At 73.9% G+C, this 23945-nt stretch carries 22 protein-coding genes and 3 tRNA genes; 14 read left to right on the top strand and 11 right to left on the bottom strand.

The features are described from left to right. Positions 1-5: 5 nt before the first annotated feature. Positions 6-1118, bottom strand: coding sequence for a TOMM precursor leader peptide-binding protein (locus NFX44_RS18885; RefSeq protein WP_262284863.1), 1113 nt, complete (start codon positions 1116-1118; stop codon positions 6-8). A 178-nt stretch (positions 1119-1296) separates the two neighbouring features. After that, positions 1297-1464: a DUF5679 domain-containing protein gene (locus NFX44_RS18880; protein WP_012014940.1), complete on the bottom strand. Its 168-nt coding sequence runs from the start codon at positions 1462-1464 to the stop codon at positions 1297-1299. 478 nt (positions 1465-1942) lie between these two features. On the opposite strand from NFX44_RS18880, the gene NFX44_RS18875 reads away from it, so the two are divergent. Both NFX44_RS18875 and NFX44_RS18870 read left to right on the top strand, forming a co-directional pair. Beyond that, complete coding sequence (locus NFX44_RS18875; protein ID WP_262284862.1) at positions 1943-2473, top strand: M48 family metallopeptidase; 531 nt, start codon at positions 1943-1945, stop codon at positions 2471-2473. A gap of 165 nt (positions 2474-2638) precedes the next feature. Beyond that, complete coding sequence (locus NFX44_RS18870) at positions 2639-3241, top strand: hypothetical protein (RefSeq protein ID WP_262284861.1); 603 nt, start codon at positions 2639-2641, stop codon at positions 3239-3241. A 112-nt stretch (positions 3242-3353) separates the two neighbouring features. Here NFX44_RS18870 and NFX44_RS18865 read toward each other — a convergent pair whose 3' ends face one another. Beyond that, the gene (locus NFX44_RS18865; RefSeq protein ID WP_262284904.1) at positions 3354-4556 is read right to left on the bottom strand and encodes a zinc-dependent metalloprotease; all 1203 of its coding nucleotides are present in this window, start codon (positions 4554-4556) and stop codon (positions 3354-3356) included. Positions 4557-4740: 184 nt separating this feature from the next. Here NFX44_RS18865 and NFX44_RS18860 point away from each other — a divergent pair, with 184 nt between their 5' ends. The 7 genes from NFX44_RS18860 (at position 4741) to NFX44_RS18830 (ending at position 11166) form a co-directional block, all read left to right on the top strand. Continuing rightward, positions 4741-5754: a PDZ domain-containing protein gene (locus NFX44_RS18860; protein WP_262284860.1), complete on the top strand. Its 1014-nt coding sequence runs from the start codon at positions 4741-4743 to the stop codon at positions 5752-5754. Positions 5755-5871: 117 nt separating this feature from the next. Then, positions 5872-8913, top strand: coding sequence for a UPF0182 family protein (locus tag NFX44_RS18855; protein WP_262284859.1), 3042 nt, complete (start codon positions 5872-5874; stop codon positions 8911-8913). A 150-nt stretch (positions 8914-9063) separates the two neighbouring features. Next, the gene (locus NFX44_RS18850; protein ID WP_262284858.1) at positions 9064-9573 is read left to right on the top strand and encodes an RNA polymerase sigma factor; all 510 of its coding nucleotides are present in this window, start codon (positions 9064-9066) and stop codon (positions 9571-9573) included. Beyond that, positions 9563-10483: a hypothetical protein gene (locus tag NFX44_RS18845; RefSeq protein ID WP_262284857.1), complete on the top strand. Its 921-nt coding sequence runs from the start codon at positions 9563-9565 to the stop codon at positions 10481-10483. The genes NFX44_RS18850 and NFX44_RS18845 overlap by 11 nt, the downstream gene beginning before the upstream one ends. Positions 10484-10533: 50 nt before the next feature. After that, positions 10534-10607, top strand: a tRNA-Met gene (locus tag NFX44_RS18840). Between the two features lie 125 nt (positions 10608-10732). After that, positions 10733-10806: transfer RNA gene (locus NFX44_RS18835), tRNA-Met, on the top strand. Positions 10807-10917: 111 nt separating this feature from the next. After that, complete coding sequence (locus NFX44_RS18830) at positions 10918-11166, top strand: hypothetical protein (protein ID WP_262284856.1); 249 nt, start codon at positions 10918-10920, stop codon at positions 11164-11166. A gap of 44 nt (positions 11167-11210) precedes the next feature. Here NFX44_RS18830 and NFX44_RS18825 read toward each other — a convergent pair whose 3' ends face one another. The 3 genes from NFX44_RS18825 to NFX44_RS18815 all read right to left on the bottom strand — a co-directional run bounded on the left by NFX44_RS18825 (position 11211) and on the right by NFX44_RS18815 (position 14829). Next, entirely contained in the window at positions 11211-12533 is a 1323-nt protein-coding gene (locus NFX44_RS18825) for an ABC transporter substrate-binding protein (RefSeq protein ID WP_262284855.1), read from the bottom strand. 128 nt (positions 12534-12661) lie between these two features. After that, entirely contained in the window at positions 12662-14200 is a 1539-nt protein-coding gene (locus tag NFX44_RS18820) for a TROVE domain-containing protein (RefSeq protein WP_262284854.1), read from the bottom strand. Positions 14201-14766: 566 nt separating this feature from the next. Then, positions 14767-14829 (bottom strand) — tRNA-OTHER (locus NFX44_RS18815). Between the two features lie 118 nt (positions 14830-14947). On the opposite strand from NFX44_RS18815, the gene NFX44_RS18810 reads away from it, so the two are divergent. Both NFX44_RS18810 and NFX44_RS18805 read left to right on the top strand, forming a co-directional pair. Beyond that, positions 14948-15781, top strand: coding sequence for a phosphoribosylaminoimidazolesuccinocarboxamide synthase (locus tag NFX44_RS18810; RefSeq protein WP_262284853.1), 834 nt, complete (start codon positions 14948-14950; stop codon positions 15779-15781). Positions 15782-15835: 54 nt separating this feature from the next. Continuing rightward, positions 15836-16774: a ribose-phosphate pyrophosphokinase gene (locus NFX44_RS18805; RefSeq protein WP_262284852.1), complete on the top strand. Its 939-nt coding sequence runs from the start codon at positions 15836-15838 to the stop codon at positions 16772-16774. Between the two features lie 21 nt (positions 16775-16795). Here the strand turns inward: NFX44_RS18805 and NFX44_RS18800 are convergent, their stop codons facing one another. Next, positions 16796-17260 carry an ATP-binding protein gene (locus NFX44_RS18800; RefSeq protein WP_262284851.1) on the bottom strand — a complete coding sequence of 155 codons (465 nt, stop codon included), beginning with the start codon at positions 17258-17260 and terminating at the stop codon, positions 16796-16798. Between the two features lie 114 nt (positions 17261-17374). On the opposite strand from NFX44_RS18800, the gene macS reads away from it, so the two are divergent. After that, entirely contained in the window at positions 17375-18499 is a 1125-nt protein-coding gene (macS, locus tag NFX44_RS18795; RefSeq protein WP_262284850.1) for a MacS family sensor histidine kinase, read from the top strand. Positions 18500-18510: 11 nt separating this feature from the next. Then, on the top strand, positions 18511-19143 hold the full coding sequence (locus tag NFX44_RS18790) for a response regulator transcription factor (RefSeq protein ID WP_262284903.1): 633 nt from the start codon (positions 18511-18513) through the stop codon (positions 19141-19143). Between the two features lie 3 nt (positions 19144-19146). Here the strand turns inward: NFX44_RS18790 and NFX44_RS18785 are convergent, their stop codons facing one another. From NFX44_RS18785 to NFX44_RS18775, 3 genes are all read right to left on the bottom strand, one after another. Further along, a complete protein-coding gene (locus NFX44_RS18785; RefSeq protein WP_262284849.1) occupies positions 19147-19719 on the bottom strand; it encodes a DUF5709 domain-containing protein in 573 nt (190 codons plus the stop codon). Between the two features lie 79 nt (positions 19720-19798). Beyond that, positions 19799-20527, bottom strand: coding sequence for an ATP-binding protein (locus NFX44_RS18780; RefSeq protein WP_262284848.1), 729 nt, complete (start codon positions 20525-20527; stop codon positions 19799-19801). Between the two features lie 59 nt (positions 20528-20586). Further along, positions 20587-21585, bottom strand: a complete 999-nt coding sequence (locus NFX44_RS18775; RefSeq protein WP_262284847.1) for an SDR family oxidoreductase — start codon at positions 21583-21585, stop codon at positions 20587-20589. 236 nt (positions 21586-21821) lie between these two features. Between NFX44_RS18775 and NFX44_RS18770 the strand changes: the two genes are divergently transcribed. Next, positions 21822-23075, top strand: a complete 1254-nt coding sequence (locus tag NFX44_RS18770) for a glycosyltransferase (protein WP_262284846.1) — start codon at positions 21822-21824, stop codon at positions 23073-23075. Between the two features lies 1 nt (position 23076). Here the strand turns inward: NFX44_RS18770 and NFX44_RS18765 are convergent, their stop codons facing one another. Continuing rightward, positions 23077-23943: a hypothetical protein gene (locus tag NFX44_RS18765; protein WP_262284902.1), complete on the bottom strand. Its 867-nt coding sequence runs from the start codon at positions 23941-23943 to the stop codon at positions 23077-23079. Positions 23944-23945 lie beyond the last annotated feature (2 nt).

Below are 23945 nucleotides of genomic sequence, written 5' to 3'. Positions count from 1 at the left end.
CATTGTTACCGACTCGGCGGGCCCGCTGCTGCTGTGCGGCCGGGAGCGGGTGCGGCAGACCGGATCGGGCGACGCCCGGAGCACCCGCAGGAGGGGTGCGGCGGCCACCGGCGATGCCGGAAGCGGCCGACCTGCCCGATTTCGACCGCGCAGCCGAGCGTTTCCGGGGTGCCGCCGTCGAGGTGGGTCAACGCCTCGGCCGTCGCGTAGGCCGCCGCGGCCAGCCGGGTGGTGGTCGCGCAGGCCGGGTCGCCGTCACCGGCCGCGAGCTGGGCGGCGAGGGCCGGCCAGTCCGGGTCGCGGTCGGTCCGGTGCAGGTCGAGGCAGCGCAGGCAGGGGCCCACCGGCGGGCGGACCAGCGGCCCGATCACCGGCACGCCCCCGCGCAGGTCGACCAGGAGGTGAGGCTGGCGGCGGCGCGCGTAGCCGGTGGCGAGCAGGGCCGCCGGGCGGTCGACGCCGAGCTGGACCACCAGGTCGGCCCGACCCGGCCGCAGCGCCGTGGTCGCGGTGCCCGGCGCGCACCGGGCCAGCGCCACGCGTACCGCCGGCGCCAGCGGACGGCCCAGCTCCGCGCCGGTCAGCCCGGTGCCCACGAGGTCACCGGGACGGACCGGGCCGGCCAGGTCGGGTACGACGTGCCCGACCCCGGCCTGCGCCAGCGCGACCGCGATGGCCGCACCCAGCCGCCCGGCCCCGGTGACCAGCACGCGAGCCGCCCGGCGGCGGCGCAGCAGCCGGGCCGGCGTGCCGGGCAGCGCGGGCGCGGCCAGGGCCAGGGCGTCGGCCTCCCCGGTGAGCCGGGCCCGGGCCGGCCCGGTGAGGTCGCGGGGGAGCAGGTTCTGCGCGGGTACGACGAGAGCGGCGGCCCGGAGCGTGTCGAGCAGGAGCCGGGCCTCGGCCGGTGGGACCCGCGCGGCGGTGGCGGCCGCGAGCACGGCGCGCTCGCTCCGGGTGCCGTCGAGCAGGTCCAGCAGCCGGGCGGTGCCCGGGCTGGTCAGCTCCAGCAGCACGGCCGGGCCGGGTTCCAGGCCGAGCTGGAGGGTGTGCCGGTCCCGCCACAGCCGGGTGAGGCCGGGCAGCAGCGTCGGACGGGCGAGGGGCACGGGTTCGGTCACACCACGAATCGTGACCGTGTCCGCGCTCTCCGTCGATCGTTGTCCACAGGTGCGCCGGGCCGTGGCCAGCGTTGTCCACAGGAAAACCCGGGTTGTCCACAGCCGGCCGGTGGCCGGTGTCGGCTACACGACGGGGGAGGGGTGGCGACGCACCCCTCCCCCGTGCGACCCGGACGGGTCAGACCTTGGCCTTGCCGAGGATGCGGTTCACTGTTGTGCCGCACACCGGGCACTTGCCCTTGGCCATGTTCATGCCGGTCTTCGAGACCTCCACGCGGCCCTCGAAGTCCCGCTTCTCCTTGCACTTCACGCAGTAACCGTTGTAGGTCTGGGCCTGGTCGGCCACGGTAGCCCTCCTCGTCTCGTCCACCGGACGCCTCCGGCGGGTTTCCCTGCGGCGGGCCACGGGTGGCGCCGGCGCCGGGGGGTTCTCCACGATCACGCACGTGACCGCTGGTTGGCGGACCCTACCCAGGTATGGGCGGTTCCATGTCAGCTGTGCGTCGACTCTGTGAGCAAGTTGACGTCGAGAGTGTGCATGCCGCGTTACGTCGGATAAGTCAGTTTCGCGGGGACACGCCGGGTGAATGCCCACAGATCCCCCTTCGGGGCGGCCCCACCGCGACAGCTCGTCCGTAGATCACCTAACGTTGACAGGGGCCCGCAGGTGATGGTCAACTGCCGCCGCAAAGAAATTTTTCAGGACTCCTGACGACCAACCGCCATTTTCCGGGCGCGTGTCGTCGTGTTGACTCTTGCGGACCCCTGGTCAGTACGCATTAGCTTTCCCTCGTGACAGTCATCCGAGGCTGCGCGGACCAGTGATGGCCGGGACGCGGAAGCCCGTCGTCGAAGTACGGCGCAGCCAGCGCCGGCGACGCACGGTGTCCGCGTACCGCGACGGTGAGCGCGTCGTCGTTCTCATCCCGGACCAGTTCTCCCGTGCCGAGGAGAGCGAGTGGGTCGACCGGATGCTGGCCCGGCTCGCCGCCCGCGAGGGCCGGCTCGCCCGCTCCGACGCCGAGCTGCTGGCCCGGGCCGCCCGACTGATCAACCTCTACCTGCCCGAGCACGCCCGGGCCGCCGCCCCGGCCAGCGTCCGCTGGGTGACCAACCAGAACGGCCGCTGGGGTTCCTGCACCCCCGCCGACCGCACCATCCGGATCTCCCACCGCATCCAGGACATGCCCGAGTGGGTGATCGACTACGTGCTGCTGCACGAGCTGGCCCACCTCATCGTGCCCAGCCACAACGCCGAGTTCTGGACCCTGGTCGCCCGCTACCCGAAGAGCGAACGGGCCCGCGGCTACCTGGAGGGCGTGGCCGCCACCTCCGGCGTCCCCCTGACCGACTGACCGCCCCCCGGCCCTCCGGGCCGCCCCCAGCCCTGTCGATCATGAGGTTGGCGGTGCGATTCGCCCTCTTTGCCCGGGCCAACCTCATGATCGACCAGCGACAGTGGCGCGGACCGGCGGTCCGGTGCGACCGGGTGGGGGCGGGCGGCGGGTTAGGGTCGTCGGGTGGCTCGACGTGTGGTGGTGGCGCTGCTCGGCCCGGTCCGCTGGACGCCGCCGGGGATCGATCCAGCCCGGTGGCGGAGCGCGCTCGCCGAGGACGTGGTGGACCTGCTGGCCACGCTGAACGAGGTGGAAACCGCTGTGGCGGTGACGCCGGAGGACCGCTGGTTGGCCGACGCGGTGGTCTGGCCCGGCACGGCCGTGTACGAGGTGCCGGAGCCCACCGCCGGGGCGGTGTTCGCCACGCTGACCGGGTACGACCAGGCGGCCGTGGTGGTCGCCGACGCGCCCGACGTGCCGGGGCTCACCCTGGGCAAGCTGCTCCGGCCGCTGTCCAGCCGGCCGGTCGCGGTCGCACCGGTCGAGGGGAGCGGCATCGGGCTGCTCGGGGTGGCGGTCCGGCTGCCCGTGCCCGACTGGTTGCCGGCGCTCGACCTGGACACCGCCGCGCCCGCCGAGGTGCGTGCGGCCGCCCCGCGCCCGGGAGACGTCGCGGTCACCGCCGGCTGGCGGCGGCTGCGCGGCCCGGCCGACCTGGCCACCCTCGACCCGGCCTTCGAGGGCTGGGAGGCGACCCGGGCACTGCTCTCCGGCCGGCCCGCCTGACCCGCGCGGCGGGTGGTGGCCGGTGCGCCGGGGGCGGCAGAGCGGGTGCGGGCTGGGCGGACGCACCGGGGCCCGCACGAGTGCTCGTGCGGGCCCCGGCGGACGTGCGGCGTCAGGACTTGTCGTCGTCCTCGCCCCGGGCCTGCTCCTCCGGCGCGCCGGGCGCGGTGAAGTCGAAGTTCGCCAGCTCCTCGTCCAGGTCGCTGGTGGTCGCGGCGAACGCCTCCGGGTTGGCGAAGTCCTCGTCCGACGGGAGCAGGTCGGGGTGGCCCCAGATCGCGTCCCGGCCGGCGATGCCGCGGTGCTCGGTGAGCGCCGACCAGAGCACCGTCGCCTCGCGCAGCCGGCGCGGCCGCAGCTCCAGGCCGACCAGGGCGGCGAAGGTCTGCTCGGCGGGGCCACCGGCGGCCCGGCGGCGGCGGAACGCCTCGCCGAGGCGGACGACGTTCGGCAGCCGGTCGCCCGCGGCGCTGTCCACCACGTGGCACACCCAGCCCTCGACCAGGGCGAGCACGGTCTCCAGCCGGGCCAGCGACGCCTTCTGCGCCGGTGTGTCCTCGGGCGTGAAGATGCCCTCCAGGGCGATGGCCTGCATCGACTCCGGGTCGGTCGGGTCGACCCGGCCCATCGCCTCCTCGATCGCCTCCCGGTTGACCCGGATGCCCGCGGCGTAGTTCTCGACGGCGGCGAGCACGTGCCCGCGCAGCCACGGGACGTGCTGGAAGAGCCGCTGGTGGGCGGCCTCGCGCAGGGCCACGTAGAGGCGGACCTCGTCCTCGGGCAGCTCCAGGCCCTCGCCGTACGCGCGGATGTTGGCCGGGATGAGCGCGGCGGTGCCGGCGGGGCCGAGCGGCAGGCCGATGTCGCCGGCGGAGAGCACCTCGGCGGCGAGCGAGCCGAGCGCCTGGCCGAGCTGGCCGCCGAACAGCGCGCCGCCCAGCGTGGCGACCATCGACTGCATCGGGCCGAGCTGGGCCCGGGCCTCCGGCGGCACCAGGTCGCCCATCGCGCCGACCATGCGGCTGGCGACCGGGTCGCAGAGCTTGCGCCACACGTCGAGGGTCTTGTAGATCCACTCGTTGCGGTTCCAGGCGACCGAGGTGCGGATGCCGGTGGGCCACGAGGTGGCCGGCTCCAGCCAGAGGTCGGCGATGCGCAGCGCCTCCTCCACCGTGTTGCGTTCGAACGGCGAGACCGCCGGGTCGCCGGCGGCGGCGAGCTGACTCGCGGCGACCTGCCGGGCGAGGTCCCAGTTGACCGGTCCGCTGCCCGGCGCGGAGAGCAGGTGCTGCAACTGCGACATGAACTGCTGCATCTGCGCGGGATCGTTGGGGTCTGGTGGTTGCCCACCCGGGAGCGCGAAGCCGAACGGAATATCAGGCACGACGTCTACGGTACGCGGGCCGCGCCGCAGGTCGCGCGCGTCGGCGTTGCGCTGAGGGCGAAGTCCTGCCGTCACCGCGCCGGACGTTCCGGGCCGGATCGGTACGCTCTGGCGCATGAGACGTCGCGGCGTGACCGTACTCCTCGGTGCACTGCTCACCGCCCTGCTCAGCGTCGGCGTGCTGAGCGTGCCGATCCCGTACGTGGTGCTCGGTCCCGGCCCGACGGTCAACACCCTGGGCAGTGAGAACGGCAAGGAGATCATCCAGGTCACCGGCCGGGCGACGTCCACCTCCGCCGGGCAGCTCCGGCTGACCACGGTGGGTGTGCAGCCGACGGTCCGGCTGCGCTCGGCGCTGGCCGGCTGGTTCTCCTCCGACGAGGCGGTGGTGCCGCGCGAGCTGGTCTACCCGCCGGGGGAGTCGCAGGAGGAGGTCGAGCAGCGCAACGCCGAGGACTTCCAGAACTCGCAGACCAGCGCCGAGACGGCGGCCCTGCGCGAGCTGGGCTACCCGATCCGCGTGCTGGTCAAGACGGTCACCGCGGGCGGCCCGTCGGTCGACGTGCTCAAGCCCAACGACGTGATCACCTCGGTCGACGGCCAGCAGGTGTCCAGCGCGGCACGGCTCACCGAGCTGATCCGCGCCAAGCCGGCCGGCACCGAGCTGAAGATCGGCTACACCCGGGCCGGTGCGCCGGCCACGGCCACGGTCCGGAGCCGTGAGCAGGACGGCCGGCCGCGGATCGGCATCGAGATCGACCAGCAGCAGCCGCACCCGTTCACCCTCAAGATCGACCTCGGTGACATCGGCGGTCCCAGCGCCGGGCTGATGTTCGCCCTGGGCATCGTCGACAAGCTGGAGCCGGCCGACCTGACCGGCGGGAAGGTGATCGCCGGCACCGGCACCATCGACGACGAGGGCCGGGTCGGCCCGATCGGCGGCATCGCCCAGAAGCTGGTCGGCGCCAAGGAGGCCGGCGCGAAGGTCTTCCTGGTGCCCGCCGACAACTGCGCCGAGGCGGTCCGCAACCCGCAGCCCGACCTGCCGCTGCTCAAGGTGGCGTCGCTAGACGACGCGTTGACGGCCCTGGAGAAGCTCCGCGCCGGGGGGCAGCCGACCCGCTGCTGACCGGGCGCGCAGGCCCGCCGGACGATCGTGACGTGACCTTGACCCGACGTGTTCAGGAACACCCCGTACTCTGGGTGCCTGGTCGGAGCCGATCACATCGAGCGTGCGGAGCCAACAGTGGTCATGCGGAGCAGCCCCCTTCCGAGGATGAGCCGGCGCGGACGCGTCACCATCGGAGTTCTGATCGGGGTGTTCGTGCTCTTCACCCTGCTCGGGTGGGGGGTCAACGCGTGGACCGACTGGCTCTGGTTCGACGAGGTCCGCTACACCCAGGTCTTCACCGGCGTGCTCGCCACCCGGCTGCTGCTGTTCCTGGTGATCGGGCTCGGCATGGCGGTGATCATCGCCGGCAACCTCTGGCTGGCCCACCGGCTGCGGCCGCAACTGCGCCCGCACTCCGCCGAGCAGGCCACGCTTGAGCGCTACCGGATGCTGCTGAGCCCCCGGCTCGGCACCTGGATCGCCCTGGCCTCGGCGGTCATCGGGCTGTTCGCCGGCCTCTCGGCGCAGAGCCGGTGGGGCCAGTGGCTGCTGTTCCGCAACGGCGGCAGCTTCGGTGTGAAGGACCCGGAGTTCAACGTCGACATCGGGTTCTACGTGTTCCAGCTCCCGTTCTGGCGCTACCTGCTCGGCGTCGGCTTCACCGCGGTGGTGCTCGCCCTGCTGGGTGCGCTGGCCGTGCACTACATCTTCGGCGGGGTGCGGCTGCAGGGCGTCGGGGACCGGATGACAAACGCCGCCCGGGCCCACCTGAGCACGCTGGTCGCCGTCTTCGTGCTGCTCAAGGCCATCGCGTACGTGCTGGACCAGCGGGCCATGCTGCTGGAGTACAACGAGGGCGCCAAGCTCTACGGCGCCGGCTACGCGGACATCAACGCGCTGCTCCCGGCGAAGGAGATCCTCGCCTGGATCGCCGTCGTGGTGGCCGTCGCGATCATCGTGTTCTCCAACGCGTGGATGCGGAACCTGGTCTGGCCCGGCATCGCGCTCGCCCTCCTCGGCGTCTCGGCGGTGGCGATCGGCGGCATCTACCCGTGGGCCGTGCAGACCTTCGAGGTCAAGCCGAGCGCCCGGGACAAGGAGGCGCCGTACATCGACCGCAGCATCAAGGCGACGAGGGCCGCCTTCGGGCTGACCGACACGAAGAGCACCAGCTACGCGGCGAACAACCTTGTCCCGCCGGCGAACCTGGCCACCGACACCTCGGTGGTGCAGAACGTCCGGCTGCTCGACCCGCAGCTGGTGTCCGAGACGTACACGCAGCTCCAGCAGGTCCGCGGCTTCTACGACTTCGGCCCGAAGCTGGACATCGACAGGTACGCGGTGGGCGGCAAGACCTCCGACTACGTGGTCGGCGTGCGGGAGATCAACTACGACGAGCTGACCCCGCAGCAGAGCAACTGGATCAACCGGCACACCGTCTACACCCACGGTTACGGGCTGGTCGCGGCCCCGGCCAACCAGATCTGCGGTAACGGCACGCCGTTCTTCGTCTCCGGCTCCCTCGGTGATTCGAAGGAGGAGGCGCAGGGGTGCACCTCGGCGACCGAGCAGATCCCGGCGCAGCAGCCCCGCATCTACTACGGCGAGCGGATGACGGCCGACGACTACGCGATCGTCGGGCAGACCGGGGACCGCGACGTCGAGTTCGACAAGCCGACGTCCACCGGCGGCGACAAGCCGAACCCCACCGACGGCGACAAGCCCGCCCCGACCGGCGGTGAGCAGTACTACACCTACACCGGCGAGGGCGGCGTCGACATCGGCTCGTTCCCCCGCCGCCTGCTGTACGCGATCAAGGAGCAGGAGTCGAACTTCCTCCTCTCCGAGGCGGTGAACAAGGACTCCAAGCTGCTGTACGTGCGCAACCCGCGGGACCGGGTGGAGAAGGTGGCGCCGTTCCTCACCCTGGACGGCGACCCGTACCCGGCGGTCGTGAACGGCCGGGTCCTGTGGATCGTGGACGGCTACACCACGGCCGCGACCTACCCCTACGCCGAGCGGGTGAACCTCCAGGCCGAGACGGCCGACGAACTGACCGGCCGTGGCACGTTCCAGCTGGCCCGGGAGAACGTCAACTACATCCGCAACTCGGTGAAGGCGACGGTCGACGCGTACGACGGCACGGTGAAGCTGTACGCGTTCGACGACGCCGACCCGGTGCTCAAGGCGTGGAACAAGGCCTTCGGCGGTGACCTGGTGCTGCCCAAGGGCGACATCCCGCCGGAGCTGGCCGAGCACTTCCGCTACCCGGCCGACCTGTTCAAGGTGCAGCGCAACCTGCTCGCCCGGTTCCACGTCACCAACCCCGGCGACTTCTACTCCGGCCAGGACTTCTGGCAGGTCCCGAACGTGCCGGACGCCCCGGACAGCGGCGCGAAGCAGCCCCCGTACTACCTGTTCACCCAGTTCCCCGGGCAGGACGGGCCGCGCTTCCAGCTCACCTCGGCGGTCACCCCGAACCGCCGGGAGAACCTGGCCGCGCTGATCTCCGGGTCGTACGTGGACGGGCAGCCCCACCTGGAGGTGCTGGAGCTGCCGGACCAGACCCGGATCTCCGGGCCGGTCCAGGTGCACCAACAGATGACGAACAACGGCGACATCCGGCAGCAGCTCAACCTGCTGTCCTCCGGGCAGTCCCAGGTGCAGTACGGCAACCTGCTGTCACTGCCGTTCGGCAACGGGATGCTCTACGTCGAGCCCGTCTACGTGAAGAGCAACAGCCAGAACGCGTTCCCGCAGTTGCAGCGGGTGCTGCTGTCGTACGGCGACGGCGGCTCGTACGTGGTGCTGGCGAACAACCTCAGCGACGGCATCAAGCAGCTCGTCGAGCAGGGCAAACGGGCCCCCGGCGGCGCGCCGCCGCCCAGCTCGGGCGGGACGAGCCCGCCGACCGGCGGCACCACCCCGCCGGTGCTCACCGGTGAGCTGGCGCAGGCGGCCGGCCGGGTGCAGAGCGCCATCACCGAGGTCAAGGCCGCGCAGGCGTCCGGCGACTTCGAGCGGTACGGGCGGGCGCTGAAGACGCTCGACGAGGCCATGGCCGCGTTCCAGGAGGCGCAGGCGGCGGCGAACCCGTCGCCCGGCCCGGGCCCCAGCGGCAGCCCTCCGGCGTCGCCGCCGGCCTCACCCTCGTCGTCACCGACACCGAACGGCTGACGCCGAGCCGACCACGCGAGCCCGTGGTCCGCGACCCCTTGGCGGGCGCGGGCCGCGGGCTCGTGTCGCAAACCGGACGGAACACCCGCAACCCCGCGCCCGCTTCCACCGTCAACAGAGCAGGTGGGCGTGAGGGGAGGCGGAGTCCAGATGCGCGACGAGAACACGTTCGACGACTTCTACCGCAGCACGTCGGGGCGGGCGCTCCGGTACGGCCGCGCGGTGGCCGACGACGCCGGTGACGCCCAGGACCTGGTCCAGGAGGCGTACGCCCGCGCGTGGCGGCAGTGGGGGAAGCTGGCCGACCATCCCGCGCCCGAGGCCTGGCTGCGTCTGGTGATCAGCCGGTTGGCCACGGACCGCTGGCGGCGGCTGCGCGGCTGGCGGCTCGCGGCCAGCCGTACCGGCCCGCCGGCCGACGTGGGGCCACCCGGCGAGGACACCGTGCTGCTGGTCGGGGCGCTGCGGCAGCTGCCGGCCCGGCACCGGCAGGCCCTCGCCCTGCACTACCTGTTCGACCTGTCGGTGGAGGAGATCGCCCGGGAGGCGGGGGTCCCCACCGGCACCGTGAAGTCCTGGCTGTCCCGGGGCCGGGCCCGGCTGGCCGAGCTGCTGCCCGGCGTGGCCGCCGAGGAGCTGGAGGTCAACGATGTCGCGTGAACTGACCCGCCTCTACGGGGCGCTCGCCGTGGACACCGACGAGCGGGTGCTCCCCGCCCCGGACCGGGTGCGCCGGCGCGCCGACCGCCGGGCGCGGCAGCGGGCCGCGATGGGCGCGCTGGCCGTCGCGGCTCTGGTCGCCGGCACCGTCGCCGGGGCGCAGCTGGTGCTCGCCGCCGGGCCGGACGCCGAACCGGCACCGGCCACCCCCACCGACAGCCCGTCGCCGTCGGCCACCCCGACCCCGCCCTCGCCGCTGCCGAGCCACACGTCTCCGGCACCCTCCGCGCGTACCCCGGAGGCGCCGCCGAAGACGAGCGCCCGGCCGCCGGACCCCGGCCCGACGAGCATCCCGGACCGGGCGTTCTTCACCCTGGCCGCCGCGAACGACACGGGCATCGGCGACCACTTCATCCCGGGACCGGTGCTGCCGGCGCTCTGCGGCGCCAGGCCCGGTGAGGCGGGGACGGTCACCCGCCGCGCCCGCAGCGTGCCGTTCAAACTGACCGGCACCCCGAAGGGGTACGTCCCGGACGGGAGCTACCGGCACAGCATCACCGTCTACCGCCCGGGGCGGGCCGACGACGCGCTGGCCGAGCTGCGGGAGGCCGTGCGTGACTGTCCCGAGCAGCCGGTCCCGGACACGTCCGGGGTGACGCAGCGCCAGCGCCTGCTCGGCGACACCGGGTACGGCGACGAGTCGGTGCTGTTCGAGACCCGGACGCTGTCCCGGGACGTCAACGGCGACCCGACCGGCGGCGACGAGGTGCACCTGGTCCGCGCGATCCGCTCCGGCGACGTGGTCACCGTGGTCTGGGAGCAGGGCTGGGAGGGCACCTCGACCGAGCGCGCCCGGTTCGACGCGGACAGCCGGCGGGCGGTCGAGGCGATCCGGAGGTGGCTGGCCTGACGGCCCGTTTTGCGCCCCGTGGGGCCGGTGCGCTACGGTTAACGAGCCGACGCGGGGTGGAGCAGCTCGGTAGCTCGCTGGGCTCATAACCCAGAGGTCGCAGGTTCAAATCCTGTCCCCGCTACTCGTTCACGAAGGGCCCCGGAGGAAACTCCGGGGCCCTTCGTCATGCCGGGTGCGGCCCGGCGTGGCGGATCGGGGAACCCGGCTGATCTCCACGGCGGACATGAGATAGGCTGTAGAAGCCGACGCGGGGTGGAGCAGCTCGGTAGCTCGCTGGGCTCATAACCCAGAGGTCGCAGGTTCAAATCCTGTCCCCGCTACTCGTTCAGGAAAGGCCCCGGAGGGAACTCCGGGGCCTTTCGCTTTCTCCGGGCGACGTGATCCGGTCCGTCCGTCCTGCCGCTGTTGCGCTTCTCGGCAAGGATGGGTGCATGTCTGGTTGGAACAAGTGGTGGGGCCGCCTCAGCGCGGTCCTCGGTGCGGTCGTGCTCTCGGTGTTCGTGCCGGTCGCGGCCTGGGCCTCCACGGGCACGGGTGAGCTGGTGGTGGAGGCCGCCCGGCGCCGGTCCCGGGGTGGTTTCGGCTTCCTCGGGCTGCTCTGCTGCCTCGTGGTGGTCGTGGTGATCGTGCTGCTGGTGCTGCGCCTCATGCGGGGCCGGCGTGGCGGCCCGCCGCGCTGACGGGAACCGGTCCGCCCGCCGCGCCCCGGGCGCGGCGGGCGCCCTCACTCGGCCAGGGCGGCGGTCGCCTGCGCCATGAACCGCGAGGTCGCGGTCCGGGCACCCGAGCGCTTGGCGCGGATGCTCTCGGCCGCGTCGATGAGCAGGGTACGCACCTTGGCGTGCCCCTTGGGCGGCGGCGTGGGCGCCGGCCCGGCCAGCTGGTCCAGGTCGGCGCCGAGCGCCACCACCCGCTTCTCGGTGCGGTCGGTGACGCCGTCGACGACGAACGTGCGGACCGGCACGGCGGCGTTCAGGCCGCGCTCGATGCCGAGGATCCGGCCGGCGGCCACGTTGGTGGTCAGGAAGTTGATCACGTCGACCACCACCCCCGGGTGGCGGCTGCCGCGGTACGCCGTCCAGTACATCGACGCCCGGGGCCACTGCGCCGCCGGCGTGCCCGGGAAGGCGGCCAGGCCCAGGTCGTCGTCGGTGAGCTGTTGCAGCTCCGGCAGCTGGTGCGACCAGGCGAACGACGCGGCCGCGTGCCCGGTGACCACGAGCTGGCGGGCCAGCTCGCCGCTGTCCGCCTGCTCGACCAGGGCGGCGCTGGGGGTGGCCCGGTCGTACCGGGCGACCTCCCAGAACTCGAACCAGTCGAGCAGCTCCCCGGAGCTGAAGCCGAGCTGCCGCCCCTGGTACAGCTCGCTGCCCTGGCCGCGCAGCCAGAGCCACAGCGCGCGGTAGTCGCCGGACGGGTCCATGGTCCCGGCCACCCGGTTGCCGGAGGTGCGGGTGACGCGGGCGGCCCACCGCGCGTACTCCCGCCAGGACATCCCGGTGTGCGGCTCGGGCAGCCGCAGCCGGCGCAGCAGGTCGCGGTTGTAGACCAGCGCCGCGCTGGTCTGCGCGGCGGGCACCGCCACGGTCCGCTCGTCCACCCGGCCGTACCGGGCCAGGTGCTCGGGCAGGCCGCGCAGGTCGAGCCGGTTGTCGGCGACCCAGGGGCTGAGGTCGAGGACGATCTGCCGGCGGGCGTACTCGGTGAGCAGGGTGTCGTCGATCTGGAACAGATCGGGCACGTTGCCCCCGGTGGCCTGGGTCGCCAGCCGGTCGTAGTAGCCGGTCAGCCCCTGCCAGGTCACCCGGAAGCTCACCCGGGGGTTCTGCTGGGAGTAGAGGCGCAGCGCCTTCTCGGTGGCCTCGGCCCGGCGGGTCCCGCCCCACCAGAACACCGACAGCTCGATCGGGCCGTCCTCGACCGGAGCGTCCTCCTCCTCCGGGCCGCAGCCGGCCAGCCCGCCGGCGAGCAGCGGCAGCCCGGTCAGCGCGCCGAGCAGCCGCCGCCGGCCGATGCCGGGGCGGGGTACGGACTGCGGTGCGCGCACAGGTCTCTCCGGGGGTGCGGGCGGCTGCTGCGGACGGATCATTTACACAGGCCCCGGGCTCGGGTGTCAACGCCGGGCGTCCCGCACCGCGCGGCGCCGGCCTGTGAGGCCGGCGCCGCCGGCGGAGATCAGAAGGGCCACTGATCGCGGGACCCGGCCTCCAGGAGCGGGATCATCGCGAACGCGGCGTCGGACAGACCGCCGAACGTGTGCCGGTTCCCGGCGGTCGGCGTGTGCCCGACCCGGTATCCGGCCAGGTTCCAGGTGTACACGGGAACGCGTGCGGGCACCGCGGCCGCCACGTCCGTCGAGCCGTGCCAGTGGGCCTGCTCGTCGGTGAGGATCACCACCCGGTCGTGCCGGTCGTAGTGCGTCCGGACCGCCTTCTCGGTCTCGGTCCCGCCGCCGTAGAAGTAGCCGCCGTCCTTGAACCGGCGCACGGCGGCCAGCACCGACTCGCCCGCCACGGTCGGGAACACCCTGCTGGCGTTGGAGAACGACACGACGGTCGGGTCCTGCGCCCGGGCGCCCAGCGCGAGGCCGAACACGGTGGCCGCGTCCCAGCAGCGAAGCGACCCGTCCTTGCTGAATCCGCTGGTCATCGACCCGGACGTGTCGATCAGGATCAGCGTCCGGCCGTCCAGTGCGGGCACGTTCGCGAGCGCGTGCTGCAACGCCTTCTCCAGCGGGTACGCCCACCGCAGGCTCGGCGCGGCGTTGTACGCCGACAGGAAACGCATCGGCAGGACGCGCGACCTCGCGACCTCGCCGGGATCGGACAGCTTGGCCGCCACCGTCTCGGCGACCGCGTCACCGACACCGGCCCGGTCGAGGTTGCGCAGATTGCGCAGCAGCGCCAGGTAGCCCATGGTCGGTACGACCGCCTCCCAGGCGGCGGCGTCCATGGTGGTCTGCCGCCAGCCGGCGAGCGCCTCCCACGTCATGCCGGCCGCGCCGAGCACCGCCGGGTCGGTGACCTCCCGGCGCCGCTCGACCGGCAGCGCCATCAGCTCGGCCCGGGCCGCCAGCACCGTGAGGGACGCCGGCAGCGGATTGTCGCGCTGGTGCCGCCGGTCCAGCGCGTGCCGGAAGAGGTCGCCCTGCCGCTCGTCCTTCGCCGTCGGGTGGGTCAGGTCGACGACGTCACCGAACCGCACGGCGTTGCCCTCGGAGTCGTACTTGAGCAGACTGCGCTCGTGATACAGCCGCACGACGGCGTCCGCGACACCGCGCTTGACCGGCTTCGGCAGCGCCCGGCCGTACCGCCCCAGCCAGTACGCCAGCGCCTCGCCCGGCTCGTCGGCACGCTGCAACGCGGCGTCCACGACGGCCCGTGAGCCCGGGATGCCCGCCGCGACCTGCGCCCGGGCGCCCTCCAGGGCCGCCACCACCGACGCCGACCGCAGCAGGGCACCCGTGCGCAGCCACCGCACGAACCGGGCGAACCAGTCGGGGTCGGCGACCGCCACGGCGGCGACCAGATCGCGGAACCGGGCATCCCGGTCGGCGGCGCCCTCGTAGAAGGTGTCCTCACCGACCATGTTCGACACGCTCAGCAGGAAAAGCTCGGCGCGCGGCTCGCGGGTGAAACCCGGCGCGCCCTCGGCGGTCTCGGTCCCGGCGGCCCCGTGCCGGTTGCGGGGCAGCTTCAGGTTGAACTTGGCCATCGGGTCCCCCGTGTCGGTCGCGGCCGGGAGGACGCCATCGCACCGCACACCCGAGGTCGAAGTCGGTGACGGACTGTCCGCCGCTCTGTCCGATCGAGCTGTCAGCCCGAGGGCCTCGGGGGACTCGAACCCCCAACCTGCGGATCCCGAAGTAGCCGTCGCCTGCGCACCGGGTGTGCGGCGTGGTGGCGCCTCCCGAGATCGGAAGCCGGTGACGGACGGGCTCTTCACCGGGGTCGTGGACCCCTCCAAGATGTAACCGTCACCTTCGCACCGGGAGGTGCGCGCACGACGCTAGGTGCGGTGGCGGTGGCGGGCAACAGGGTTTGCCATCTCGTGATCATGAGCGGAGATGACGATCACGCCGCATACCCGAGATCAAGATTGGACACGGCGTCAGCGGGCTCGAACCGCAGGGCCTCGACGGCCCCTTACCAGGGAAGTAGCCGTGTCCGTCGCACCGGGTATGCGGCGTGAAGGCGCAGCTCCCGAGATCGGAGCGGCGACGGCGACCGGCCCTTGCGGGCCGTAGGTGACCTGGGCCACTGGTCGACACCGCCGAACGGCGGCGGCGGGATTCGAACCCGCGTCTCCCCGTTATGAGCGGAAGTAGCCGTTGCCTGCGCACCGGGAGGTGCGGAACGGACGGTAGGGGACGTCTCGCATCTCGGCAAGCCAAAATCCCCGTCGGCCGGGATGGCCGGTGGCCGGGCCGGGCGCCTCGTTGACGCATGGTGTACTAGCGCCGTGGAACTTCTGCACTCGGGCAAGGTTCGGGACGTCTACGCCGACGGCGAGGACCTCATCCTGGTCGCCTCCGACCGCGTCTCCATCTACGACGTGGCGCTGCCGACCCCGATCCCGGACAAGGGCCGCCTGCTCACCGCGCTGTCGCTGTGGTGGTTCGAGCAGCTGTCCGATCTGGTGCCGAACCACGTCATCTCGGCCACCGACGTGCCCGCGGAGTTCGCCGGCCGGGCGATCCGCTGCCGGCGGCTGGACATGGTCCCGGTCGAGTGCGTCGCCCGGGGCTACCTCACCGGCGGCGGCTTCGCCGAGTACCAGCGCACCGGCGCGGTCTCCGGCGTCGAGTTGCCGCGTGGCCTGGTGGAGGCGTCCATCCTGCCCGAGCCGATCTTCACGCCGTCGACCAAGGCGCCCAAGGGCGAGCACGACGAGCCGATCACCTACGCCGAGGTGGTCGACAAGGTGGGTGCCGAGACGGCCGAGCGGCTGCGGCAGATCACCATCGACGTCTACCGGCGGGGCGCGGAGATCGCCGCCGACCGGGGCATCCTGATCGCCGACACCAAGATCGAGCTGGGCTGGACGCCGGACGGCACCCTGATCCTCGCCGACGAGCTGCTCACCTCCGACTCGTCCCGGTTCTGGCCGGCCGAGTCCTACCAGCCGGGTCGCGCCCAGTTCTCGTTCGACAAGCAGTACGTGCGCGACTGGGCCACCGGCGGCGGCTGGAACCGGCAGCCGCCCGCCCCCGAGGTGCCCGCCGAGGTGGTCGAGGCGACCCGGGCCCGCTACGTCGAGGTCTACGAGAAGCTCACCGGCAACCGCTGGGCCTGAGGCACGCCGGAGGGTCCACCGCCGCGGCACGACCCACCCGTACGATCAGCAGACGTGCGTGACATTGCCGTGTTCAGCGGGACCGCCCACCCGGACCTCGCCGCCGAGATCTGCGCCCACCTCGACGTTCCCCTGCACCCGGTGCGGGTGTCCCGGTTCGCCAACGACTGCCTCGAGGTGCAGTTGCAGGCCAACTGCCGGGAGCGCGACGTCTTCCTCATCCAGCCGCTGGTGCCGCCGGTGCAGGAGCACCTGGTCGAGCTGCTGCTCATGATCGACGCGGCCCGCGGCGCCTCCGCCGGCCGGATCACCGTGGTGCTGCCGCACTACGCGTACGCGCGGTCGGACAAGAAGGACGCCCCGCGCATCTCCATCGGCGGCCGGCTGGTCGCCGACCTGCTCACCTCGGCCGGCGCCCACCGGGTGCTCGCCATGACCCTGCACTCGCCGCAGGTGCACGGCTTCTTCAGCGTGCCGGTGGATCACCTGCACGCGCTGCGCGAGCTGGCCGCCCACTTCAAGGGGCGGGACCTGAGCAACACCGTCGTGGTCTCGCCGGACCTGGGCAACGCCAAGGAGGCGGCGGCGTTCGCCCGGATGCTCGGCACCCCGGTGGCGGCCGGCGCGAAGCAGCGGTACAGCGACGACCGGGTGCAGATCAGCACGGTCATCGGTGACGTGGCGGACCGGGACGTGATCGTGCTGGACGACGAGATCGCCAAGGGCAGCACGGTCATCGAGCTGATGAGCCACCTGCGCGAGCGCAAGGTCCGGTCGATCCGGCTGGCCTGCACCCACGGCCTCTTCTCCAGCGGTGCGCTGAAGCGGCTGAGCGAGCAGGACGGGGTGCTGGAGGTCGTCTGCACCAACACGGTGCCGATCCCGGAGGAGAAGCGGGTGCCGAAGCTGGAGGTGCTGTCGGTGGCGCCGGCCCTGGCCGAGGCGATGCGGCGGATCCACAACGGCGAGTCGGTGAGCGCCCTCTTCGGCTGAGGCCGGGCGCGGCCCGCCCGGTCAGTCGTCGGCCGGGCGGGTGACGGGCTGGGCGGCCAGCGCCGCGGTGATCCGGACGATCGTGCCGGCCTCGCCGGTCTCCACCGCCATGGTGTCGCTCAGCTCCCGGGCCAGCCACAGCCCCCAACCGCCGGCCGTGTCCGGGGCCGGCCGGGCGCGCTCGCTGAGCCGCCGCACGCTGATCCCCTGGCCGTGGTCGGCGACCTCGCAGATCAGCTCGCCGGGCCGGCGCCACAGCCGCAGCCGGCCCTGGCCGCCGCCGTGCCGGACCGCGTTGGTGATCAGCTCGTTGACCGCCAGCACGAAGTCGTCCAGCCGTTGCCCGGTCAACCCCGCCGCGTGCGAGCACGAGGTGACCGAATGCCGTAGCGCGGTCACCTCGGCCTGGTCGAAGGCCTCGGCGATGAGGAGGGAAGGTTCGATGGGCACAACCGTACGCGGTGCGGGGGATTCTGCGTTTGTCATGGCCCGTCCCGGCGATGGCGTGCGGTGATTTTCGCGGCATTTCCACCGTACGTCAGGGTTTCTCGCACCGCACCTCACGGCCCGCCCGTGCGCGGCTGTGGCAGGGTGTCCGGCATGCCGTCGTCCCCCGGTGGCCTGGAAGGCCCGCTCTGGCGGTCCATCGCGGTGTTCCGCTTCGCATCGCTGGCGTACGTGGGTGTGCTGGTGCTCCGCGACGCCGGCCGCTACGCGCACCCGGTCGCCGCCGGCGGCGTACTCCTGGGGATGCTGGCCTGGTCCGGGGCGACCACGGCCGGCTACGCGCGCCCGGCCGGACGGCGGTGGCCGCTGCTCCTGGCCGACCTCGGCGTGGTGCTGGCGATCATGCTGGCCACACCGTGGGTGGTCGGCCGCGCGGCGCTCGCCGCCGGCGTGCCCACCCTGACCGTCGCCTGGCTGGCCGGACCGGTGCTGGCCTGGGCGGTGTCCGGCGGCCGGCGGCGCGGCGCGGTGGCCGCGCTGGTGCTCGGCGGGACCGACCTGGCCACCCGCGAGCGGATCAGCCAGTCCGCGCTCACCGGGGTGATCCTCATGCTGCTGGCCGGCGTGGTGGTGGGGCACGTGGCCCGGCTCGCCGTGGAGGCCGAGGCGCGGCTGCAGCGGGCGGTGGAGCTGGAGGCGGCCACCCGGGAGCGGGAGCGGCTGGCCCGGGACATCCACGACTCGGTGCTCCAGGTGCTGGCACTGGTCCGGCGGCGCGGGGCGGACCTGGACGGTGAGGCCGCCGAGCTGGCCCGGCTGGCCGGCGAGCAGGAGGCCGCGCTGCGCGCGCTGATTGGCCGGGCGGGCGCCGCGCCGGGCGGCGCGGGCGACGCCCGGGACCTGCGTGACCTGCTCGACCGGTACGCCTCGACGACGGTCCAGGTGGCCGCGCCGGCCACCCCCGTGCCGCTGCCCGCACGGGTGGCCGACGAACTGGCCGCCGCCGTCGGTGCGACGCTGGACAACGTGGCCCGGCACGCCGGCGGGCGGGCCTGGGTGCTGATCGAGGACGAGGGGGAGACGGTGACCGTCTCGGTACGCGACGAGGGGCCGGGCATCCCGGAGGGGCGGCTGGCCCAGGCCGCCGCGCAGGGCCGGCTCGGGGTGGCGCAGTCGATCCGGGGCCGGGTCGCCGACCTCGGCGGCGAGGTGCGCATCGTCTCCGCCCCGGGCGCCGGCACGGAGATCGAGCTGACCGTGCCGCGGGAGGGCCGGTGAGCATCCGCGTGATGGTGGTCGACGACCACCCGATGTGGCGCGAGGGCGTCGCTCGCGACCTCACCGAGGCCGGCCACCTGGTGGTGGCGACCAGCGGGGAGGGGCGGCAGGCGGTCCGGGTGGCCGCTGCGGCCCGCCCCGACGTGGTCGTGCTCGACCTGCAACTGCCGGACGTCTCCGGCGTCGAGGTGGTCCAGGGGCTGCGCGCCGCGCTGCCCGGGGTGCGGGTGCTCATGCTGTCGGCCAGCGGCGAGCCGCAGAGCGTGCTGGACGCGGTCAAGGCCGGCGCCACGGGTTACCTGCTGAAGTCGGCCGCGCCGGCCGAGTTCCTGGACGCGGTGCGCCGCACGGCGGCCGGCGAGCCGGTCTTCACCCCGGGCCTGGCCGGGCTGGTGCTGGGGGAGTACCGGCGGCTGGCCGCGACGCCGGCCGCCCCGCACGACGAGGCACCCCGGCTCACCGAGCGGGAGACCGAGGTGCTGCGCCTGGTGGCGAAGGGCCTGTCGTACAAGCAGATCGCCGAGCGGCTCGGGCTGTCCCACCGGACGGTGCAGAACCACGTGCAGAACACGCTCGGCAAGCTCCAGCTGCACAACCGGGTCGAGCTGACCCGGTACGCGATCGAGCGGGGCCTGGACGGCTGAGGCTCAGCTCGCCTCGGGCGGCCGGGTCTCGTGGACGGCCAGCTCCTCCGCGGTCGCCCCGCCACCGGCCGCGCCGGCGTCGTACGCGACGTTGTCGGTCTCCTGGTCGGTGTGTACGCCCTCGTCCGGCTCGACCAGCCGCCCCACCTCGTGGTCGGCGACGGTGCCGAGCTGGCCGTGGTCGTAGATGGAGACCGGGGAGTGCGGGTCGGAGGTCGGGCCCGGGTCGATCACGTCGGCGTCGAGCTGGGCCTGCGCGGCGGCCTCCTCGCTGTCCGCCTCGGCCGCGATGTCCGGGTCGACCGAGCCGGCCAGCGGGTCGTCGGCGGGTCGCTCGTACTGCTCGCGCTGGAGCTTGTAGTCCAGCGACTCGCCGTCGAGCTGCTCCTCGGCGGTGGTGCCGAAGCGGTCCACGGCGACGGGGGTGCGGTCGGCGGGCAGCTGGGCGGGATCCGGTCCGTCCGCCTCGCGCCCGGTCAGGACGTCGTCGTTGGCGGTCGAGTCGTCGTCGGCGGTGTCGGGCAGGCCGTTCGCCTCGGTGTCGGACACGGGGGTGGGGAACTCGTTGTCGCGCATGACGGGGAACTACCCACTGGGCTTGCCGCATTAACCGCCACCGGCGGGGTGGATCGGGAGGAACGGGGCGAAAAGGGCCTCAGTTCCGGAGCGTGGCCTCGTCCTCGGCGTGCAGGACGCACCAGACGACCTTGCCGTCCGGAAGCGGAGTGCTGCCCCAGCGGCGGGCGACCGTGTCGATGAGCAGCAGCCCCCGGCCGCCGGTGGAGGTGACCGGGGCCAGCCCGGCGTAGGCCGGCCGCCGCGCGGAGTGGTCCCGGACCGCCAGGTGCAGGGCACTGTCCCGGGGCGCCACCCGGACCGTCATGGGAGTCCGGGCGTGCGCCACCACGTTGTTGACCATCTCGGTGACCGCGATGGAGGCCGGCTCGGCCAACTCCGGCACGCCCCACCGGGCGCAGCCCTCGGTGACCAGAGCCCGGGCCTCCCGGGCCGCCGCCACCACCGGGGGCAGGTCGGCGGCGAGCACCGCGGCCTGCGGCGCCTCGCCCAGCGCGGCCTGCGCCGAGTCGAGCGACCGGTGGACCGGCGCGGCGCCCTCCGGCTGCCCGGCCGGGTCACACACCAGGAGGTCGGCGGCGGGCCAGTCGACGGCGACGCGGTGCACCTCGTCGAGAAGGGCCCGGGCCGCCGGATCGGCGATCCGCACCCCGGACAGGTCGACGATCGCCGCGCCCGGTCGCTGCCAGAGCCGGGCGAGCAGCGCGTCCCGGACGGCGTCGAGCCCGGCCCGGTCCAGCACGCCGGTCAGCCGGACGACCGCCGAGAACTCGTCGGTCTCGACCAGGCAGCGCACGTCCATCGGCATGATCGTCCCATTGTGCATGGCCGCCCCCCGTCGCGCATCAGTCCGGTCGGCGGGACCCATCAGCGTGCCGTCCGGGAACGCCGACTCATCGCCGCCATGGTGCCGACGGCGGTGCCGGCCGCCGCCAGCCCGAAGGCCGCCGTCAGCCGGATCAGCTGCGCCCGCCGGCCCTGCCAGCCGTCGGTCCGCTCGGCCTCCGCGTCGGCGTGGAACACGTTGCCGGTGGCGTCCAGGCGTACGCCCGGGCCGAACTGGGTGCGCGCCGTGTACCAGCCGAGCGCCCGCTCGGCCAGCGCCGGGGCGAGCCGCCACTGGAGCCCCATGAGCCGGGCCGCGCCCCCGGCGTACGCCTCGCGGCGCGGCCGGCGCAGCAGCCGGACGATCGTCTCGGCCACGAGGTCCGGCGGGTAGACCGGGGGCGGCGGGGTCAGCTCCCGCCCGGTGTGGTTGGCGGCGTGCCGGAAGAACGGGGTGTCGATGCTGGCCGGCAGCACCGTGCAGAGCGAGATGTGGCCACGCCCGGTGACCCGCAGCTCCTGCCGGACCGTGTCGGCCAGCCCCCGGATGGCGTGCTTCGTGGCGTTGTACGCCGACTGGTACGGCATGGCCACCTCGGCCAGCACCGAGGCGTTGTTGACCAGCACGCCGCCGCCGGCCGCGTCGAGCCAGGGCAGCGCGGCCCTGGTCCCGTGGACGGTGCCCAGCAGGTTCACCTCGACCACCCGGCGGAACTCGGTCACCGGGATCTCGTCGAAGAGTCCCACCGTGCCCACCGCCGCGTTGTTGACCCAGGCGTCGATCCGCCCGAACTCGCCCGCCGCCCGCGCCGCGAGCCGCTCCACCGCCTCCGGGTCGGTCACGTCGGTCGGCACCACCAGCGCCCGCCCGCCCAGCTGCCGGCAGCGGTCGGCGACCCGGCGCAGCGCCTCCTCGGTCCGGGCGGCCAGCACCACGTCGGCGCCCCGCCGGGCCAGCGCGTACGCCGTGGCCGCGCCGATCCCGCTGGAGGCGCCGGTGATCACGACGGTGGCGTCGTCGAGGCTGCGGGTGAGAGGCATTCTTCGCCGGTACCCCCGGTCCGGCCCGGTCATGCCGCCGGAGTCGCCCGGATCACGGTTGCCGCGCGCCCGGCCGGGGCAGATTGTCACCAGACCCGACCGGGCCGCGCTGTCCCACCCGTGGAACGGTCCGCCGGTCCGCACCCGATCTGCCAGGTTTCGGCGCACCGGGGCCGGGTTAATGGGACCCTCTGACCGGAGGACCCACCGCTCGCGAGAACGCATGGAGGTGCACCATGCGCGTCGGCCTTGTGTGTGCGCACGCCGGCCCGTCCGTCGACGGTCCCACCGTCGGGACCCACCAGCACATCGCGCGGGTGGCGGCCGAACTCGCCGCACGGGGCCACGACGTCCGGGTGTACGAGCGCCGCGACGCGCAGGGCCAGGAGTCCGTGGACGTGGACGGCTACCACCTGGAGCGGGTCCCCGTCGGCCCGCCCGCCCCGCTGCCCACCGCCGAACTGGTCCCGTACGTCACCGAGTTCGGCCGCTGGCTGGCCCAGCGGTGGTCCGACGGCTGGGCCCCCGAGGTGGTGCACGGGCACTACTGGGTCGGCGGTCTGGCCGCCGCCCACGCCGTCCGGGAGACCGACATCCCGGTGGTGCAGACCTTCCACTCCCTCGGCGTCGAGCAGCTTCGCCACCTCGGCGGCCGGTACGACGGTCCGGGGGAGCGGATCCCGCTGGAACGGGCGCTGACCCGGGCCGTCGACATCGCCGTGGCCCAGTGCAACGACGAGGTCGACGAGCTGACCCGGATGGGACTCCAGCGCACCTCGGTGGCCATGGTGCCGACCGGGGTCGACACCGCGCAGTTCCATCCGGACGGCGAGGCGGCCCCCCGGGACCAGCGGGCCCGCATCCTCTCCGTCGGCGGGCTCGCGGCCGGCCACGGTCAGGAGGACCTGATCCGGGCCATGCGGCTCGTCGGCGACGCCGAGCTGGTGATCGCCGGCGGCCCGCCGGCCGAGCAGCTCGCCGACCACGCCGAGGCGCGCCGGCTGCGCGAGCTGGCCGAGCGGACCGGGGTGGCCGACCAGGTGAAGCTGGTCGGCGCGGTCCCGCACGACCAGATGGCCACCTGGTACCGCTCCGCCGACGTGGTCGCCTGCACCCCGCACTACTCGTCGGCCGGCCGGGTGTCGCTGGAGGCGATGGCCTGCGGCGTCCCGGTGGTCGGCTACGCCATGGGTGGCATCGCCGACGCGGTGGTCGACGAGGTGACCGGCAAGCTGGTGCCGCCCGGGGACGTGCGCACCCTCGGGGTCACCCTGCGCCGGATCCTCGCCGACAACGCCGGGCGGTTCGCGTACGGGCACGCCGCCGTGGACCGGGTCCGGTGCAGCTACACGTGGGAACGGACGGCGGGCGCGCTGGAGCGGCTCTACGAGCGGGTGATCGGGCGCCGCAAGCCAGCCGAGCCGGCGGTCGCGGTCACCCGCCCCGTCGAGGTCGCCGCCGACCAGCGCGGACCGGTCGAGGCGGCCTGAGTCAACGCCGGGCGCGGACGGCCGAGCCGGCGCCGATCATGGAACGCTCCCGGTTCCGGGCCACCGCGTGGTGGTGCTGCGGCTCGGCGTAGCGGGTCAGGCCGACCACCGCGGCCAGCGTGGCCAGGAAGCCGACCCCGGCCAGCCACTCCCGGCCGGGCCAGATCCGGTCGTTGAGCAGCAGCAGGCCGACGATCGCCGCGGGCACCGCACCGGCGGCGTCCATGGCGGCCACGGCGGCCGTGGTCGAGCCGCGCTGCATGGCCAGGCCGAGCAGGAGCTGGCCGACCACCGAGTGGACGATCAGCAGGTAGAGGAGCGGGTCGCGGACGAACGCCTCCGCCGAGTCGGCCGAGGCGAGCGGGCGGGCCGCCACCGCGGCGGCGGAGAACGCCATCCCGGCCAGCGCGCCCAGCGTCACCGAGCCGGGCGCGCCGTGCAGGCGGGCGGCGAAGAAGCCGAGCACGGCGATCACCCCGAGCGCCACCGCCAGGCCGACCAGCCCGGCCGTGCCGAGCTGCCGGGACGGCGCCGGCTCGGCGGCCAGCACCAGCGCGATGATCCCCCCGAACAGGAGTACCAGCAGCGCCACCTCGGCGGCCGGCAGGCGCCACTTGAGCACCAGCACGCCGAGCACGGCGGTCACGCCCAGCCCGGCCGCCACGCTGGCCTGGACCAGGAACAGCGGCAGGTCGCGGCGGGCCAGGAAGGCCAGCACGAAACCGACCACCTGGCAGGAGAGCCCGACCAGGTACGTCCGGTGGCCGGCCAGCCGGAGCAGCAGCCCCGGATCGAAGGTGTGGTGCACGGTGGTCCGCGCCGCGGCCACCGACTGGAGGAGATTGGCGAAGCCGTACGCGACGATCATCG

The organism is Micromonospora sp. MA102, assembly GCF_025460765.1.
GTDB classification, from domain to species: Bacteria; Actinomycetota; Actinomycetes; order Mycobacteriales; family Micromonosporaceae; genus Micromonospora; species Micromonospora halotolerans.
Note: the sequence above shows the minus strand (reverse complement) of the source record. Positions and strands in the feature narration are given on the sequence as shown.

Excerpts from the sequence above, each read along its gene's own strand:
- NFX44_RS18785 (WP_262284849.1), bottom strand. The coding sequence starts at position 19,719 with ATGCGCGACAACGAGTTCCCCACCCCCGTGTCCGACACCGAGGCGAAC.
- NFX44_RS18875 (WP_262284862.1), top strand. The coding sequence starts at position 1,943 with ATGGCCGGGACGCGGAAGCCCGTCGTCGAAGTACGGCGCAGCCAGCGC.
- NFX44_RS18845 (WP_262284857.1), top strand. The coding sequence starts at position 9,563 with ATGTCGCGTGAACTGACCCGCCTCTACGGGGCGCTCGCCGTGGACACC.
- NFX44_RS18770 (WP_262284846.1), top strand. The coding sequence starts at position 21,822 with ATGCGCGTCGGCCTTGTGTGTGCGCACGCCGGCCCGTCCGTCGACGGT.
- NFX44_RS18865 (WP_262284904.1), bottom strand. The coding sequence starts at position 4,556 with ATGCAGCAGTTCATGTCGCAGTTGCAGCACCTGCTCTCCGCGCCGGGC.
- NFX44_RS18775 (WP_262284847.1), bottom strand. The coding sequence starts at position 21,585 with ATGCCTCTCACCCGCAGCCTCGACGACGCCACCGTCGTGATCACCGGC.
- NFX44_RS18790 (WP_262284903.1), top strand. The coding sequence starts at position 18,511 with ATGGTGGTCGACGACCACCCGATGTGGCGCGAGGGCGTCGCTCGCGAC.
- macS (WP_262284850.1), top strand. The coding sequence starts at position 17,375 with ATGCCGTCGTCCCCCGGTGGCCTGGAAGGCCCGCTCTGGCGGTCCATC.
- NFX44_RS18820 (WP_262284854.1), bottom strand. The coding sequence starts at position 14,200 with ATGGCCAAGTTCAACCTGAAGCTGCCCCGCAACCGGCACGGGGCCGCC.
- NFX44_RS18850 (WP_262284858.1), top strand. The coding sequence starts at position 9,064 with ATGCGCGACGAGAACACGTTCGACGACTTCTACCGCAGCACGTCGGGG.
- NFX44_RS18780 (WP_262284848.1), bottom strand. The coding sequence starts at position 20,527 with ATGCCGATGGACGTGCGCTGCCTGGTCGAGACCGACGAGTTCTCGGCG.
- NFX44_RS18765 (WP_262284902.1), bottom strand. The coding sequence starts at position 23,943 with ATGATCGTCGCGTACGGCTTCGCCAATCTCCTCCAGTCGGTGGCCGCG.
- NFX44_RS18800 (WP_262284851.1), bottom strand. The coding sequence starts at position 17,260 with ATGACAAACGCAGAATCCCCCGCACCGCGTACGGTTGTGCCCATCGAA.
- NFX44_RS18860 (WP_262284860.1), top strand. The coding sequence starts at position 4,741 with ATGAGACGTCGCGGCGTGACCGTACTCCTCGGTGCACTGCTCACCGCC.
- NFX44_RS18830 (WP_262284856.1), top strand. The coding sequence starts at position 10,918 with ATGTCTGGTTGGAACAAGTGGTGGGGCCGCCTCAGCGCGGTCCTCGGT.